Source organism: Bremerella sp. TYQ1 (assembly GCF_020150455.1).
GTDB lineage: Bacteria > Planctomycetota > Planctomycetia > Pirellulales > Pirellulaceae > Bremerella > Bremerella volcania_A.
Genome location: NZ_CP083740.1, coordinates 675,921 through 691,438, shown reverse-complemented (window position 1 = coordinate 691,438; position 15,518 = coordinate 675,921). Strand labels below are relative to the sequence as shown.

Below are 15,518 nucleotides of genomic sequence, written 5' to 3'. Positions count from 1 at the left end.
TATCAAACGAAAAAGGCCGTCAACTTTTACGCAAGTTGACGGCCTTTTTTTATGAATTGAACACGCCAGCTTATGGCAGCTCTCGAACTTTCAAACCGCGGAATTCGACCGGCGAGCCTTCCGATTCCAAACACAGGAAACCAGTCGCAGGCGTACATCCGGTTCCGCCGGAAACTTCTTCGCCGTTCACCCACAGGCGAACCTCTCCGTTGATCGCTCGCACATAGTAGTGGTTCCACTCGCCGGTCCCCTTGCTGAGATCCTTGGAGGGGAAACTGCGCTGACCATTAGGCGAAACGGGTGGAAACGGCTTCATCTTTGCTGCCCCCACGGGAAACACATCGCCATGGCATGTAAACCAATCCGCTTTACGTTTGCCATCCTTTTCGTACCGCGTCTTATAACCGACGTCGAGCACCTGAACTTCAATTCCTTGCGGAAGACCTGGGCCGGTCAATGCTTCGAGTGACGACGGAATCGTCCAGACAAAGATCCCGCTGTTGCCAGCCGACTTCAGATGACGCCATTGGCAAACCAACTCGAAGTTGGTGTACTGCTTGACGGTTCGCATCACACTGACAGGCTTGCCGGTGCATTCAATCAAGCCATCCTCGTTGAACTTCCACGTGTCGTCGTTGCTGTTCACCTTGGTAAAATCATCTTTCCCCAGCGCTACCCAACCGGGACCTTCGCCGTTGACGAATGCTTTGGTTACCGGCTCTTCCGCGAGTGAAACAGAAACAAGCATTACCGCGGTAAATAGCGAGACAGAAGAGTAAGCCAATCGACGAGTCATCAGCAGATTCCTTGAAGGCGGGTCGTAGTTGTGGGCAGGTAATTTGACCGTGTGAAATCACGAGCAGTTAGCGAAAACAACGGACATGGCCCGAGATATCGCAGCGACACCTATCATAGCTGATCGCGTCGCGAATTAAACAGATTCCCAGCGAAATTTTCTATCGACTTCCCTGGGAACCGTATCATAGCAGGCCTTTTAATCTGGTACGTTGCGAATGACCAGATTACGAATCTCGGTCATGTCGTTCATTGCGAAACGAACCCCCTCGCGGCCGATGCCACTTTCTTTGACACCACCATACGGCATGTGATCGACACGCCACGAAGGAACATCGCCAATGATCACGCCACCGACATCCATCGTATCCCAGGCCTTCATCACTTTTTGAATGTCGCGGGTAAAGATGCCAACTTGAAGTCCGAAGTCGCTATCGTTGGCCATTCTTAAGGCTTCATCGAAGTCGTCAAACTGGCTTACGACCGCGACCGGGCCAAACACTTCCTTTGCACATACGGCTTCATCTTTCGGGACATCGGCCAGAAGGGTTGGTTCGACGAGTATCCCATCTCGTTTGCCTCCGGCAAGCACTTTTGCTCCGGCATCTTGGGCAGATTGAATCCAGGCTTCGATACGTTCCGCGTCCGACTCGGAAATGATCGGCCCGACAAACGTCTCTTCTTCCATCGGGTTTCCGACTTTGAGTGTCGCAATTCGTTCACAAAGAAGCTGGACGGCCTCGTCGTAAACGGAGCGATGAACGAGAATCCGCTGAACGCTGACACAGCTTTGGCCCGATTGATAGAACGCACCAAACACAATACGTTGCACTGCATCTTTTAAATTGGTTCCTTCATCGACAATACACGCAGCATTGCCACCAAGTTCCAACGTCACTTTCTTCTTGCCGGCACTGGATTTCAATTTCCAACCAACATCTTGCGAGCCGGTGAAGCTGAGTTTTTTCAAGCGATCATCGGTAACCAACAAATCGGCCGCATCGCGGTTGGCGGGCAGGATTGAAAAAGCCCCTTTCGGTAGGTCGGTTTCGGCCAAGATCTCGCCGACCAACAACGCCCCGATCGGTGTTTTACTCGCAGGTTTCAGCACAAACGGGCATCCGACGGCGAGTGCTGGAGCGACTTTATGGGCAACCAAGTTCAGCGGAAAATTGAACGGCGTAATGAACGCGCAAGGACCAATCGGAACGCGTTTCCACATTCCGCGATAGCCTTCGGCTCTGGCACTTATATCCAACGGCATCACTTCGCCGAGCATCCTGGTCGACTCCTCGGCGGCAACGCGAAACGTATCGATCAAACGCGTTACCTCGCCTCGGCTATCGCGGATCGGCTTGCCTGCTTCAACGCAGAGAGCCTCCGCTAATTCTTCGCTTCGTTCCTCGAAACGGCGAACGCAATGCTGCAATATCTCTTGCCGTTTGTATGAAGGCAGCTCAGCCATCGGTTGCGCGGCTTCGGCAGCGGCTGCGATCGCTTTTTCCATCATCGCGGCATCGGCCAGCGGTACTTTGGTGGCAACCGATTGTGTGAACTTGTCGATCACCTCTAAATCGGTATTCGGAAGGACGGCCTGATTGGCAAGATAGGCGGAATATTGACTTTGGATTGTCATTGTTGCGGGTCACTCCATTTTTGGACCATGAAAATCAAGCTGCCGACCGTCGTTGAATCGACTTCATCCCCCCTGACCGAACAGGAAACGGACTTTTTTTCGACCACAGAACGCTATTTTATATTTGACATCTGTCCACTGATATTTGTATGATGCTGATACCTCTGCCGGGTAGTCAAAGCATATTCCATCACTACAATATCGCGTGACTTCCCTGGAAGGATTCGATTACACGGAACTTGAAGAGCACATTTTCCATCGACTCCTAAACAAGACGTCACGCAAGGGTAAGGCGCTGACGGCAAAACCCAAGATGGGAGCTTACTATGCCAGCAAGCCGCATTCCATTGGCCCTCTTTCTGATCGGCCTATTTGTCGCATCCGCGAGCGCCGCCGAAGTTCGTGAGTGGACCGATGCCAAAGGGCAGAAGCTCTCTGGTGCACTCGAAGAAATCACCGACGACGGCAAAGTAAAAATCAATTCGAACGGTCAAACGTTTACGATTCCGATCGAACGTTTCAGCGACGAAGACAAAAAGTACATCGACTCCCAACGCGAATCGATGGGCGATGCAGATGACGACAAGCCAACGCGCCGCAGCCGTCGTAGCGACCTGTTCGACTACCGCCAATGGACCGACAAGCAGGGCAACGAAATCAAAGCCAAGTTTGTTCGCATGCACGAAGGGCAAGTCGTTCTTTTGCAAGGACGTACCGCACATAAAGTTTCGTTCTACGACTTGGGCGACGAAGACCAGGTTTATCTTCGCGGCGAACTGGAAAACCGAGGCGAAGACGACCAGATTCCTGATCCGCCTGCGGTCAACACAAACTCAGGCGGCGAAGGCAACCCGAACATGGGTGGAAACGGTCCGCGAATGGGCAACATGCCTTCGATTCCACCCTCTCCTTATGCTCCGACAGGGATGGACGATTTCGTCAAACAACAACGCGAGCAGCACGAGAAAAACCGTCGCGAAATCGAGAAGCGTGCCGAAGAGCAGCGACGAGCCATGGAAGAAGCAATACGGCGTCGCCAAGAAGAATCGCAACGCCGTGAAATGGAAATTGCTCGCCAAGAGGCCGAGCGCGACCAAGCTCTCTCCAATCAGCATCAGTCCATGGTCAATCGCATGAATCAGATGAGTTCCAATATGGAATCTCAGATGAATCAGCAAATCCAAGACATGCAGCAGATGGAACTGGTGGAGTACAAGTATTGCACGAAGTGTAACAAGGAAATCCCCGACCACGTTGGTGCTGGCGATAACTGCCCACACTGCGGCATTTACTTTGCCGAAGAAACAGACCGCTTCGGAAACACCACCAAAAAAGCCCCAATTCCATGGATTGGCAAAGGGGGTATCTGGAGTGGCGCAATGCTTGGCGGCCTGATTGGTGGGATAGTTGGCGTCATCAAATGGCTGATGAAGAAAGCTGGCTAGTTGCAAACCATACGGCATGATGAATCCAACATGCCGGTCACCAAATATCAAGACTTCGCCGAGCTTTCATAGCTCGGCGTTTTTTTATTGAGACTTCTTACGTGCTTCCAGAATGGCTTGGACCAGTGGCTCTGGAACGGACGTGGGGACTTCATCCTCTGCGTATTCTTTGCAGCAGGAAACGCCCAGACGCATTGCTGTCCGGTAGTTTTCCAGATAGTGCTCACAACACGGACAGCGTGAGATGTGTGTTTTCATCACACACATCACGTCGTCAGGCAAATTACCCTCAAGGTAATCGCCCATGAATTCGTAGAGTTCCTTACAAGTCAATTTCATCGTTAGTATCCGCTATTCATGTGCGGATCCAACAGAGTTTTTAGTGCTTGCCGTGCCCGGTGTAGCCGCGTCTTGACGGCTGAATTACTCAAATCGAGTCGGGCCGCGGTCTCCTCAGTACTTAATTGTTCGATGTCACGAAGCAGCAAAACGGTTCGGTAACTTTCCGGTAATTCTTCAATTCGTTGCCGAACGAGTTCTCGCGTTTCACGACTTTGAACTGCCGTATCAAACGTTACTGCCCACGATGGTTCTGCGCGGTCTCGATGACCGTCGTTGGCGAAGTGCGGTAACAAGTCTTCGACCGGTTTTTCCGGTTTCCGTTTCCGTGTTCGCAGCTTCATCAAGCAGGCGTTGACGACAATTCGATGCAGCCAGGTCGATAGTTTCGAGTTCCCCTCGAAATCTCCGATTGCCTTAAACGCTGACAGGAAAGCATCTTGCACAGCGTCTTGGGCGTCTTGATCTTGCCCTAGGAAACGCTTGGCAACGACCAGCATGCGACCGCTGTACGATCGAACGAGATATTCGAACGCATCGTCATCTTGCCGTCGAAGAGCTTCTAGCAGCTCCTCTTCGGACTTCCAAGCGCTTGTCGGCAGTTCTGATCCGGTGCTGTCCATAGATGCCCAAAATATCAGATGCGTTCCCGGTCGTCTACGTTTCGCCATTGTGGCAGATTTCGCGCAAATGACGACCCCACTACGGGTTTCCCCATGCTGCTGAGAACCACTAAGACCTCCAGGCCTTCCTAGTCCTCCATCTGCGATCTTTCAACGATCGATGCCGAGCGAATTTCGATGCCGAGCATGCTGGATTGGGTGCCCTTATTTTCGCTCTGTCAGACGCGCAGACTTTGCCCTGGTTTTCGGCGGAAACGCCCTTGAAAGCGATTTTTTCGCGCAAACCTTTTGTACACTTGGTCAATACTTCGTTATAATTAATTGAATCTGCGGCGCAGCGGCTCGTGCCTCTGAATTAGGGTAAACACAATTCCCTAGAATTCTGGCCCCATGGCTCGCACATTGCGACCTCTGATTTAATTTCTTTTCCTACCGAATTTCCGTTTGCCGAACGTTCAATTGGGTATCGTTCTCATCCATGTCTGCCGATGGATTTACTTCCTTCTCAGCGGTTCGTTGGTCGATAGGTTAGGCCTTGAATTGTTGCGGTCGGCGTGCCAGATTAAGATTCAGTTTGGGCACGGCAATCGACGCAATCTTTCCATTTCTGAGGGGTGTGAAAACAGGTGCGATTTTCTACCGGCATCTTGGTATTTGCCTGCCTGGCGTTGAGCTATGTTGCCCTGCCCTCTTTCGCGGTTGCTGGTTCCCTTCACTTTGCCATCGGTCACGCCGACATCACGCCGGACGTTACGCCTCCCAGGGCAGTCTGGATGGCAGGCTATTACCACGGACGAGCGGCCACTTCGGTGCACGATCCGCTCTTTGCTCGCGGGATGCTCCTTTCGGATGGCGAGACAACCGTTGCGATTGTCAGCTTGGACTTGATCGGTTGGTCGTATCCATCGACGGTTGAAATTCGCCAGCAACTGCCCGGCATCGACTTTCTGACTATCTGTTGCACCCACAACCATGAAGGCCCCGACACGATTGGCATCTGGGGCGAATCCCCAATCAAGCGAGGCGTCGACGAGAAGTACAACGCACGTGTCGAAGAGACCGTGGTTCAATTGGTTACGCAGTTACAACATTCCCTGCAGCCGGTCTCCGCCGAGTTCGCCAAGATCGATCGTCCCGACCTCGTTCACGACAGTCGCCTGCCGACGGTGATCGATCCGACACTACGTGCTCTCTGTTTTCGCTCGAAAGTCGACGGCGAACCGGTCGGGCTACTTGTTCAGGGCACCGCCCATCCAGAATCGCTTGGGGCCGGCAATACGCGGATCACCGCTGACTTCCCGAATTACACCCAGCAGCGTTTGCATGCGTTGTTTGGCTGTCCGACGGTTTACGTTAGTGGCGCAATCGGTGGGCTGCTCGCGCCTCCGCCTGACGGCATCTACGACGCTGCGGGCACTCCGATGCGGCTGACGACCTTTGAATACGCGGAAACGTATGGCAACTTAGTCGCTGAGGCAATCTCCGATGCGTTACGAAACGCGCAACCGCTCGAGCTGACGCCGATTCGTATCCAGCGCAAAGAAGTCGCCATTCCGATCGACAATCCGTTGTACCGTCTCGCCCGTTCGCTGAACGTGATCCGACGCATCAGTTACCAGTGGCTCGACAGTCCCAACCAATGGGGCAAGCAAGTGACGCGCGAGTATCGTCCGGAACGTGCGGCGATTGTCACCGAGGTTTCGATCGTTACGCTCGGCCAACTGAAGGTATTGAATATCCCTGGCGAGCTGTACCCGGAACTAGTGAACGGAATCATTCCTGATCCGGCCGAAGAGAATGTCGATTTTCCCAACGCTCCGATCGAGCCGATCGTCTCGGAACTGATGCAAGACGATCCCTATCTGCTGTTTGGCTTAGCGAACGACGAGATTGGGTACATCATGCCCAAGCGTCAGTGGGATCGAGAGCCGCCATTCGCTTATGGCCGCAGCACGCCGCAGTATGGCGAGATTAACAGCTGCAGCTTCGAGGTGGGGCCGATCATCATGCAGGCCCTTGCCGAGCTCTGCCAGCAGGCCAAGACGCCTGCCGGCACTTCTGCCACCAACTAGTTAATCGGTGGCAACAGGCGTGGTGCTTCCAGATCTGGCGTCGGAGGCAGCTTCGACGTTTTCGCTGGCGTGATGTCCGCAGGCGTTGGCTTGGCACCACGAACCGAATTCGACTGTGGCTGATCGCTGATGAACATCGTGTTCGATTTTGGAGCGGCTGGAATCGAAGGGCCTGATGATCCCGCACCACTTCCATCCATGCGAGCCAACATGTCTTTGGCTTGCGACAACGTGCTGTCCTCTTGCAGTGCCGCGTGGAAGTTATCGGCAGCCGCTTGCTGATTCCCCTTACGGTAAAGGAGCACGCCCAGGTTGAAATGCCCCTTCGCTTTACCGTGGGCATAAACCAATTGCGACAACGCTTCGTCATTGCGACCGGCGTCGACCAATACCATGGCCATGTTGTTGCGATAACGAGGATCTTCCGGAGCGGAAACGGTGGCTTGATGGAACTTGGCCATCGCTTCTTCTTTGCGACCCATTCGAGCCAGGCACAAACCCATGTCGTTGCAGATCACCGCATCTTTGGGATGGGCCTTGTCCGCTTTCTGATAGTAAGAAAGCGACTCTTCCAAATGGTTTGTGCGATGCAGAAGTCGTGCGTAACTGATCAGCGCCACGCGGTTGTCAGGAAAGTTATCCAAGCATTTCTTGTACTGCCGCTCAGCACCTTCAGCGTTGCCCGAATTTTCCATCATGCGTGCGGCACTCAGGAAGACATTCGGGCCAATCTCGTCCGGCATGCTGGAAAGGCTGATTGGATCGTTCTCTGGCACCGCTTCGCGCGGTTCCGACTTGAAGAATCCACTGATCGAGTCGCCAGCCTTTTTGAAGGCGGAACCGATCGAGCTCGATCCACCGCTGTTGCCGTCGTCGGTGAACTGGATCAGGCGAAACTCGCTGGAGCTATCACGATCTTCCGAGATCGCTCTCATTTGATTGATCGGCTTGGGGCGCTCGGCAGCGTCGCCCAGGGCCGGGACAATCAGCATTCCCTGCAAGGCCAATCCGGCACACAGCAGTTCACGTCCATATCGATTCAGTACGCGTTTCGCGGTCATTTTTCGCATCGATCCCTCGCAGGGCCCCGTTGGGCCGTTGCCTCCATGCACTGGTTTGGGTCGGCCGCGGAGACCCGCTAGCAAAAGGTCTTCCGCAATGAATAGTGTTTCCTATCATTGCATCGGCATTTTCAGCGAGCCACTCTACCGAATTGCGCGAACCATGAGCGCAGAGAAGGCGGTAAGTTGTAGAGTGGCTGAGATGGACAGGGGGCTTATTGCCCCTCGAAGCTCGGGAGACGTGGAGCTGGAATCGACGAACGTTCGCGACGCCAGACGTCATCGATGTAATCCGCAGCACGGCCGGATGGCTGATCTGGGCTGACATAGATGGCGGTTGCGTCGGGGCTGCCGACCAACTGTGCGACGCCTTCTTTGACGGCCGAGATGCGGGCTTCGGTTTCCTGCTGGGTGAGTCCCTGCATAACGAAGATGTCGCGGCGGCCTTCGGCGCTCATCAGGATGGTACGAATCTTCAGCGTACCAGCACGTGTCAGTTCGCCAGTTTCCGCGTCGAAGTAGTGATCGCTGAGCGTGTTTTGCAGGCGGATACCTGCGGCGGTCATGGTATCGTAATAGTTACGTACCGAGGCACGGTCCTGTTCCACGAATGGGGATGGCCAGCATTTGTTGCGGGCATAATCGAGATGCGTACGATCCCAGAATTCGTGCCACCCTGCCTGACTGACGGAGCAGAACATCAGGGTTGCCAAGATGGATTGGGTAAAGAGGGTGCCGATCTTCATGCGTGACCGCCTTCCGTGGGTTCACTCTGCGAGGTGCGCCCCTGCTGACCGAGGGCGCTATGGTTCATTCACAGAATGCATCGGCCAACCAACGACCAGGTCAACAGAAGCAGAGACCTGGCCGTTAGGACGCGTAGAATCGTTAAACTTTCTGCGATCCTACGAGTTAGCAGCCATCATTGGTAGCATTTCTCGAACGACGGTGATGGCGGCAGGGCCGACCAGCACGACGAAAATGCCCGGGAAAATGAAGAACACCAGCGGGAAGATCATCTTCACCGCGGTCTTGGCAGCTTTCTCTTCGGCGATCTGCCGACGACGTGTTCGCATGGCGTCACTTTGAACACGCAGGGCCTGGGCGATACTGGAACCGAACTTGTCGGCTTGGATCAGAATCGCGGCGAGCGAACGGAGATCTTCCACCCCGGTTCGTTGCCCCAGTTCGTGCAGCACGTCGACGCGAGCACGACCCATCTGCAGTTGGAAGTTGCACATGCCGAACTCTTCGGCAATCACGCGGTAGGTTTTCTTCATTTCTTCCGCAACGCGGCGCATGGCCTGGTCGAGACCGAGACCAGCTTCGACACAAACGACCATCAAGTCGAGCGCGTCTGGCAGACCGCGGAAAATTTGTTCTTTTCGCGTTTTGCCGAGATACCACAAGCCGAGCTCCGGCAAGTAGAAGAAGAAACCCAGGACGAGGGCGGCCTTCAAAATTCCAAACAGCGAGAAGTCGCCGAGGACGAAGAACGTTCCACCGCCAAGCAGCACGCCGGCTATTAGCCCGGCGAATTTCAAGCCGAGAAACGTCGTTGGAGCTGCTTCGCTTCGGAAGCCTGCGTGCGAGAGTTTGTCTTTCAGTTTGTTGGCGTCTTTTTCGTTGGTTGGCTGAAGTGGCTTGGCCAGCGAAGGGGTTGCCTTTTCCAGGACTTTACCGAGGGCGCCGGACTTGGCCCCTTTCTCGCCTGGTCGACCGCCACGCTTGTGGGAATCCTTCAGACCATCCAGTCGATCTTCGGCGCGGCTTTTGTCTTTCATCAGCATGTCCGCCAGGAAATAGATCCCTGCCGCGAACAGACCGAAGACGCTGACTGCAATGATAAGTACGCCGTTGGTACCGGAATCGAACATGATTTGGTTACACCTTGATATCGATAATCTTTTGAATCACCCAGGCACCGATCAATTGCATGACGATGGCACCAGCCAACATTTTTTGCCCGAGCGGATCGGTGAAGAGGGTCATCACGTAAGTCGGGTTCAAATACCACATGACACCGAACAGCGCCGGAGGCATGCCTAAAAGGACGATGCCGGAGATACGACCTTCGCCGGTGAGGGCTTGGATTTGTCCGAACAGTTCCATACGCTGACGCACGAGACGGCCGATCTTGTCGAGGATTTCGGCCAAGTCACCACCCGTCTGACGCTGCAGGATCACGGCCGTACCGAAGAACTTAAGGTCCAAGTTCGGCACGCGATCGGTCATGTCGAGAATGGCTTCTTCCAGCGGCACACCCAAGTTTTGCGACTCGAACACTTTGCGGAATTCGCTTCCGATCGGGTCGAGCATTTCTTCACTAACCAGGTGAAACCCGGCCCCGAGACTGTGCCCGGCTCGCAGAGCACGTGCGATCAGTTCCAATGCATCCGGCAATTGATTGCCGAACTTGGCCAGACGTTTGCTTCGCTTGAACCAGACATATCCGAACGGCCCAACGCCGCACAAGATTGCCAGGATCGGCCCGACATAGAACGGCAAGCCAAGCAGGAACGGAATAATGGCCGCTCCGCCAGCGAGCCCTGCGGTCAGCATAATGAAGTTGGAAACGGACGTCTCCATGGCAGCTTGATCGAGGAACAATCGCAAGTTGAAGTACTTGGCGATGTACTCTTCAAGGGCGCCATCATGGCTATCGGAAGTTCGCGTGATGCCACTTCCCTGCTGCCCGTCTTTCCCGCCGTCCGATTTACCGCGGCCGGTAAGGATTTCCAGGCGGCTTTCAATTTCTGGGTTGGCGTCGCCGCGAAACACGATCGCTACGGCGCCGACCAACGTGGCGACACCGACGAATACCGTAATGAGAACTACTAGCGTCAACATGATCGCTTCTCTATCCAGCTTGAGTGTTAGTCTTCGAGCATCATTCGTTCGCGGAACGCACTAGCCGGCAAGCGGACGCCAGCCGATTCGAGACGTTCCATAAAGTTGGGACGAACACCGGTCGAGATAAAGCGACCGCGGGCACGGCCGGTTTCATCAATTCCAGATTGCTCGTAACGATAAATGTCTTGCATGACGACCGTTTCCTGCTCCATCCCGATCACTTCGGTGATGTGCGTCACGCGTCGCGGACCACCTTGCAGACGGTTGGCCTGAATGATCAAGTCGACCGCGCTGGCAATCTGTTGACGCATCGCTTTGATCGGCAACTCGAAGCCGGACATCGAAATGAGCGTTTCGATACGAGCGATGGCGTCACGTGGGGTATTCGAGTGAATCGTGGTCATCGAACCTTCGTGACCGGTGTTCATGGCTTGCAGCATGTCAAGCGTTTCGGCACCACGACACTCACCGATGATGATTCGTTCAGGACGCATACGCAGGGCGTTTTTCACCAGGTCGGTTGCCGTCACGCCCCCCTTGCCTTCCACGTTAGGTGGACGCGTTTCCAAGCGGACAACGTGTTCCTGCTGCAGCTGAAGTTCGGCCGCGTCTTCAATCGTGACGATACGTTCGGCACCACTGATAAAGCTGGAGAGCGTGTTGAGCAGCGTCGTTTTACCGGAACCGGTACCGCCGGAGATGATAATGTTCAGTCGGGCTTTGATGGCCCCTTCCAGCAGCATCACCATTTCTGGCGTGAATGCTTTGTAGTTCAACAGGTCTTCCAACTTCAGCGGATTGGAACCGAACCGACGAATAGAAACCGCCGCTCCATCAAGGGCAAGCGGCGGAATGATCGCGTTGAAACGAGACCCGTCGGGGAGACGCGCGTCGACCATCGGGCAGGTTTCGTCGACGCGCCGGCCTACCTTCGATACGATACGGTCAATGATTTGTAGCAAGTGTTCGTTGTCGCGAAACTTGACGCTGCTGAGTTCGAGCTTGCCGCCCTTTTCGCAGTAGATCTGCTGAGGACCGTTGATCAGAATATCGCTGATCCCGTGATCCTTCAGAAGCAACTCGAGTGGGCCCAGACCAAACGTTTCGTCGAGAACCTCTTCGATCAAGCGTTCTCGCTCAGTGCGATTGAGCAACGTCTCTTCCGTGTCGCACAAATGTTCCACCACCAGACGGATTTCTCGTCTGAGGACATCACCCTCCAACTCGCCGATCTTCGAAAGGTCGAGCTTGTCCACGAGCTTGCCGTGAATCTTACGCTTCAGGTTTTCGAATTCCGCCTGTTTCGAGCTGGATGCTTTGGGATCCGTTGCCGGTGATCGCATGATCCGATTCCTTCGTCTACTGAAATGCTGCCTGTGACACGCTTACCGCTTACACTTGTCTCGCCGTCAGGCAGCTTCGCAGAGGTGAATCGTCGGTCGCAGCTTCAGTGCAGCGAGTCGACTCTTCCAGTGAGCTACCCAAACAAGACAGGGCCGCGCGAAGCGTGGGCTAGGCAACGGTCCCTGAAAACATAGCTCACGTAAACTTGCGCGAGAGAAAGGAAGTTTCGAAATTGGCAAACCGCACGGGTCGTGCGGTCGCTATAACCTTCGCGGATTGCAAGAGATAATCCACAGTCGTTGATGCGGCAGACTTATTCTGCCGCAGGAACTTCAGATTCTTCCGGCTTTGCGGCCTTTTCCCCCTTCGAAGAGAGGAAACCAAACCAGCGGCCCAATCCCGACTTTCCGCCGGCATTTCGTTTGGAACCGTCGCCGGAAAGCGATTCGGCCAAGCCAACGAGGGCCTGCGTAATCCCGGCCCGAGGGGCTTGCTCGATCAGCGGCACGCCGTTGTTACGCACTTCGACCATAATGCGGTACTCGTTGGGCACCTGCCAGTAGATCTCGCTGCCGATCGTTTCCTGCGCCTTCTTCAGGCTGATCTCGCCGTTGTCCAAACCGACACGGTTGACGATGACTCTCGTCTTTTCCTTCAGGCCGTCGATCTCGCTGAAGCTCATCATCAAGCGGACCACGTTACGCAGGCAAGGCAAATCCAACTGGATCGTCATCAAGTTGACGTTGGCTTCCTGCATGGCGACCATGTCGAGGGCCGAGTACGACTTCGACGTATCGATAATCAAATGCGTGAACGTCGCTTTCATCAGGCCGATCACGCGGGAAAGATCGTCCGGGCTGATCGGAGCTTCTTCCTGCAGTTGCACCGGTCGCGGCAACAGGTAAAGTCCGCTGCTGTGTCGCGTGAGCGAACGCTTCAGCAAGTTGAAGTCGAGACGCTTAATGTTCTGGGCCACGTCCAACAACGTGTAGTCGGGGATCGTGTCGAGAAAGACGTCGCTATCGCCCAGGGCCAAGTCCAAGTCGATCAGCGCGACGTTGTTTTGTTCTTGAGCGGCAAGGATACAACCGAGATTCACCGCCATGCTGGTCGAGCCAACGCCACCGGTGGCTCCGCAAACGGTAATCACTTTGCACCCGCGCGACTTGGAATCGCCTTTTCCAAAGCGATGATGGCCGATGCGTTCTAGCGCGCTCACGAGATCTTCGATCGACAGCGGCTGGGTCAGAAACTCTTTCGCCCCGGCACGCATCGCTTTCAGAATCAGTTGACCATCGGTCGAACCGCTGATGACAAGGATGCTGCAATCAGGCGTGTTTTCGTGGACTTCTCGGATCAGTCGGATCGCTTTGTCCGGGTCGGAGTCAATCGAAACGATCCCGATGTCAGGGTTCGTTTGGCCGACGACGTCAGCAAAGAACTCGTAGCGCGAGCACTCTGCTTCCAGCCAGACAATGTCCATGCCCAGCAGTGTTGATTTTAACGATTCTCGCGATGAGTCCTTCGGATCGACAAGGGCGACTCGTAATACATTGCTCATAGCGATTCGTACTTTCCTAACACATCTGACTAAAAGAAAAGAATTCCCTCAAATAGGCTTCGAGGGAATTCTAGTATGCAATTAGGACATTCGTGTTAAAAATCGAGCGTGTCGTAACCCGAAGGACCGATCATGCCGGGCATCGGTCCCGACGGTTGAACGGGTGCTGCCGATTGGCCCGAAGAAGGCCGCACTCCTGGGTTAGGCTGAATCGAAACCGGAGTGGTACGCGGTCCTGAAGGAGTCGGCACGCTTCGCATTTGCATCCCTGGTTCCAGTCGTGGAGCCGAAGTCGAAGCGGGCGAAGGAACTTCCATCAGGGGAGTCCCCTGCTCGATCATTTCGCCCTCGATGATGGCCGGACCCGTTGGACCGATCATGCCCCCGTCGGCGTACGGTCCAGGACCGCAAGCAGGAACTTCCATGTAGCCTCGCCAGTACAGTTCGGTATCGTTCAGCGGAGCGGTCGAAGTGCCAGGCATTGCACATGGTTCTTCGCCTGGATTCAGCGGACCGACCAGTTCTGGCGTGACGATGATCAGCAGTTCCACTTCGTTGCGTCGATCTTGCACTCGGCGGAATGCAGCACCGGCCCAAGGAATGTCGGCCAGATAAGGCAGACCGCGGTTTTCGGTTTCGATCTTTTCCTGGATCAGACCAGCCAGAGCGAACGTTTGGCCCGACTTCATTTCGACAGCCGTATCGACCCAACGAGTACGGAAACCAGGCGTGCCGTCCACGGCCAGGCTGGAGTCGACTTCGCTAACCAGAGGGCGAACTTCCAAGCGGATGTTGCCGTTGCCCAGGACGATGGGAACCACGTCGACGCGGGTACCGAACTCTTTGAATTCGATCGAAGTGGTACCGAGACCGGAAGCGACTTGAATTGGCACTTCACCACCCGACAGGAAGCTGGCCGGACGACCGCTCATGGCGTTGATGGTTGGTTCCGAGAGCAACTTGGCCAGGTTGTTCTGACGCAATGCTTCAACGAACCCGAAGAACGAGCTGTTGTCGCCCATGATCCCGAAGGTGACCGTATCGGCACCGTTGCTGGCGATCGAACCACCACCGGTTGCAGCACTGGAGATAATCCCGCTGACGCTTTGGACGATGAAGTCGTTCCCACTGAATGCGGCCCAGTCAAAGCCCATCGTACGCAGCTTGGTACGCGAGACTTCGTACAGTTTCACTTTCAGCATGACTTGCTGGACACCACCGACGGTGATGTTATTGATCACTTTTGGGTAATAGTCTTCCGCCATCTGGACGATGCGGCTGATGGCGTCGGGTCGATCGACGAACCCCGACAGCACCACGCTGCTGGCCAAAGGACGGACTTTGATGGAAGCGTTTGGAAATTCGCTTTCCAACAGCATCTGCAGTTCGCGACCGTCGCCGATGACGATGACGTCGACCGTAAAGATGCTGCCATCTTCGGCCCACAAGTTGACCTGGGTAACGCCAGGCTTGAGGGCGGAAACCTGAATCTTGTTCGGTGACAGTGGTGTCAACCGAATCAGTTCAGGATTGTTGACTTGTGCCTTGGGGATCTTCTCGTCCAAGGTAAAGATGCGGCTGGAGTTGACAATCATCTCCAACCGCTGATTTGGAGAGGCGACCTCGAAATTGACGCCTGGGGCCTCGTTCTGAGCCTGAACGTTTCCGCCCAGGGTGGCGATCGCCAACAAGGCTGCTGTCGTGACAAGTTGTCGCGCGAAGCGGTACTTGGTAATCATCCGTGATCTTCCTTGCGCCGAAATTATGATTTCCCAATCCGTGGAAAAAT

The 15,518-nt window shown here is 54.7% G+C and carries 13 protein-coding genes; 2 read left to right on the top strand and 11 right to left on the bottom strand.

Annotated features, from left to right (window positions below; translation table 11 throughout):
* Positions 1–70: 70 nt before the first annotated feature.
* Together LA756_RS02580 and LA756_RS02575 are read right to left on the bottom strand one after the other, a co-directional pair.
* Positions 71–796, bottom strand: coding sequence for a DUF1080 domain-containing protein (locus tag LA756_RS02580; RefSeq protein ID WP_224438323.1), 726 nt, complete (start codon positions 794–796; stop codon positions 71–73).
* Positions 797–994: 198 nt separating this feature from the next.
* Complete coding sequence (locus tag LA756_RS02575) at positions 995–2,431, bottom strand: aldehyde dehydrogenase family protein (protein ID WP_224438322.1); 1,437 nt, start codon at positions 2,429–2,431, stop codon at positions 995–997.
* A 326-nt stretch (positions 2,432–2,757) separates the two neighbouring features.
* Here LA756_RS02575 and LA756_RS02570 point away from each other — a divergent pair, with 326 nt between their 5' ends.
* Positions 2,758–3,876, top strand: coding sequence for a hypothetical protein (locus tag LA756_RS02570; protein WP_224438321.1), 1,119 nt, complete (start codon positions 2,758–2,760; stop codon positions 3,874–3,876).
* A gap of 84 nt (positions 3,877–3,960) precedes the next feature.
* Here the strand turns inward: LA756_RS02570 and LA756_RS02565 are convergent, their stop codons facing one another.
* Positions 3,961–4,215, bottom strand: a complete 255-nt coding sequence (locus LA756_RS02565; RefSeq protein WP_224438320.1) for a hypothetical protein — start codon at positions 4,213–4,215, stop codon at positions 3,961–3,963.
* Positions 4,216–4,217: 2 nt separating this feature from the next.
* Entirely contained in the window at positions 4,218–4,838 is a 621-nt protein-coding gene (locus LA756_RS02560) for a sigma-70 family RNA polymerase sigma factor (RefSeq protein ID WP_224438319.1), read from the bottom strand.
* Positions 4,839–5,464: 626 nt separating this feature from the next.
* On the opposite strand from LA756_RS02560, the gene LA756_RS02555 reads away from it, so the two are divergent.
* Positions 5,465–6,910, top strand: coding sequence for a hypothetical protein (locus tag LA756_RS02555; protein WP_224438318.1), 1,446 nt, complete (start codon positions 5,465–5,467; stop codon positions 6,908–6,910).
* On the opposite strand, the gene LA756_RS02550 is transcribed toward LA756_RS02555, so the two are convergent.
* The 7 genes from LA756_RS02550 to LA756_RS02520 all read right to left on the bottom strand — a co-directional run bounded on the left by LA756_RS02550 (position 6,907) and on the right by LA756_RS02520 (position 15,468).
* Positions 6,907–7,971: a tetratricopeptide repeat protein gene (locus LA756_RS02550; protein WP_224438317.1), complete on the bottom strand. Its 1,065-nt coding sequence runs from the start codon at positions 7,969–7,971 to the stop codon at positions 6,907–6,909. The genes LA756_RS02555 and LA756_RS02550 overlap by 4 nt on opposite strands.
* Before the next feature lie 215 nt (positions 7,972–8,186).
* Positions 8,187–8,717 (bottom strand): hypothetical protein, encoded by a 531-nt coding sequence (locus LA756_RS02545; RefSeq protein WP_224438316.1) that lies wholly within the window; start codon positions 8,715–8,717, stop codon positions 8,187–8,189.
* Between the two features lie 159 nt (positions 8,718–8,876).
* On the bottom strand, positions 8,877–9,848 hold the full coding sequence (locus tag LA756_RS02540) for a type II secretion system F family protein (RefSeq protein ID WP_224438315.1): 972 nt from the start codon (positions 9,846–9,848) through the stop codon (positions 8,877–8,879).
* A gap of 7 nt (positions 9,849–9,855) precedes the next feature.
* Entirely contained in the window at positions 9,856–10,821 is a 966-nt protein-coding gene (locus LA756_RS02535; RefSeq protein ID WP_224438314.1) for a type II secretion system F family protein, read from the bottom strand.
* A 26-nt stretch (positions 10,822–10,847) separates the two neighbouring features.
* Positions 10,848–12,167 (bottom strand): CpaF family protein, encoded by a 1,320-nt coding sequence (locus tag LA756_RS02530; RefSeq protein WP_224438313.1) that lies wholly within the window; start codon positions 12,165–12,167, stop codon positions 10,848–10,850.
* A 314-nt stretch (positions 12,168–12,481) separates the two neighbouring features.
* Positions 12,482–13,729: a response regulator gene (locus LA756_RS02525; protein ID WP_224438312.1), complete on the bottom strand. Its 1,248-nt coding sequence runs from the start codon at positions 13,727–13,729 to the stop codon at positions 12,482–12,484.
* Between the two features lie 95 nt (positions 13,730–13,824).
* Positions 13,825–15,468: a type II and III secretion system protein family protein gene (locus LA756_RS02520; RefSeq protein ID WP_224438311.1), complete on the bottom strand. Its 1,644-nt coding sequence runs from the start codon at positions 15,466–15,468 to the stop codon at positions 13,825–13,827.
* Positions 15,469–15,518 lie beyond the last annotated feature (50 nt).

Coding starts and splice junctions, on each gene's coding strand:
- LA756_RS02580 (WP_224438323.1), bottom strand. CDS start 796: ATGACTCGTCGATTGGCTTACTCTTCTGTCTCGCTATTTACCGCGGTA.
- LA756_RS02575 (WP_224438322.1), bottom strand. CDS start 2,431: ATGACAATCCAAAGTCAATATTCCGCCTATCTTGCCAATCAGGCCGTC.
- LA756_RS02570 (WP_224438321.1), top strand. CDS start 2,758: ATGCCAGCAAGCCGCATTCCATTGGCCCTCTTTCTGATCGGCCTATTT.
- LA756_RS02565 (WP_224438320.1), bottom strand. CDS start 4,215: ATGAAATTGACTTGTAAGGAACTCTACGAATTCATGGGCGATTACCTT.
- LA756_RS02560 (WP_224438319.1), bottom strand. CDS start 4,838: ATGGACAGCACCGGATCAGAACTGCCGACAAGCGCTTGGAAGTCCGAA.
- LA756_RS02550 (WP_224438317.1), bottom strand. CDS start 7,971: ATGACCGCGAAACGCGTACTGAATCGATATGGACGTGAACTGCTGTGT.
- LA756_RS02545 (WP_224438316.1), bottom strand. CDS start 8,717: ATGAAGATCGGCACCCTCTTTACCCAATCCATCTTGGCAACCCTGATG.
- LA756_RS02540 (WP_224438315.1), bottom strand. CDS start 9,848: ATGTTCGATTCCGGTACCAACGGCGTACTTATCATTGCAGTCAGCGTC.
- LA756_RS02535 (WP_224438314.1), bottom strand. CDS start 10,821: ATGTTGACGCTAGTAGTTCTCATTACGGTATTCGTCGGTGTCGCCACG.
- LA756_RS02530 (WP_224438313.1), bottom strand. CDS start 12,167: ATGCGATCACCGGCAACGGATCCCAAAGCATCCAGCTCGAAACAGGCG.
- LA756_RS02525 (WP_224438312.1), bottom strand. CDS start 13,729: ATGAGCAATGTATTACGAGTCGCCCTTGTCGATCCGAAGGACTCATCG.
- LA756_RS02520 (WP_224438311.1), bottom strand. CDS start 15,468: ATGATTACCAAGTACCGCTTCGCGCGACAACTTGTCACGACAGCAGCC.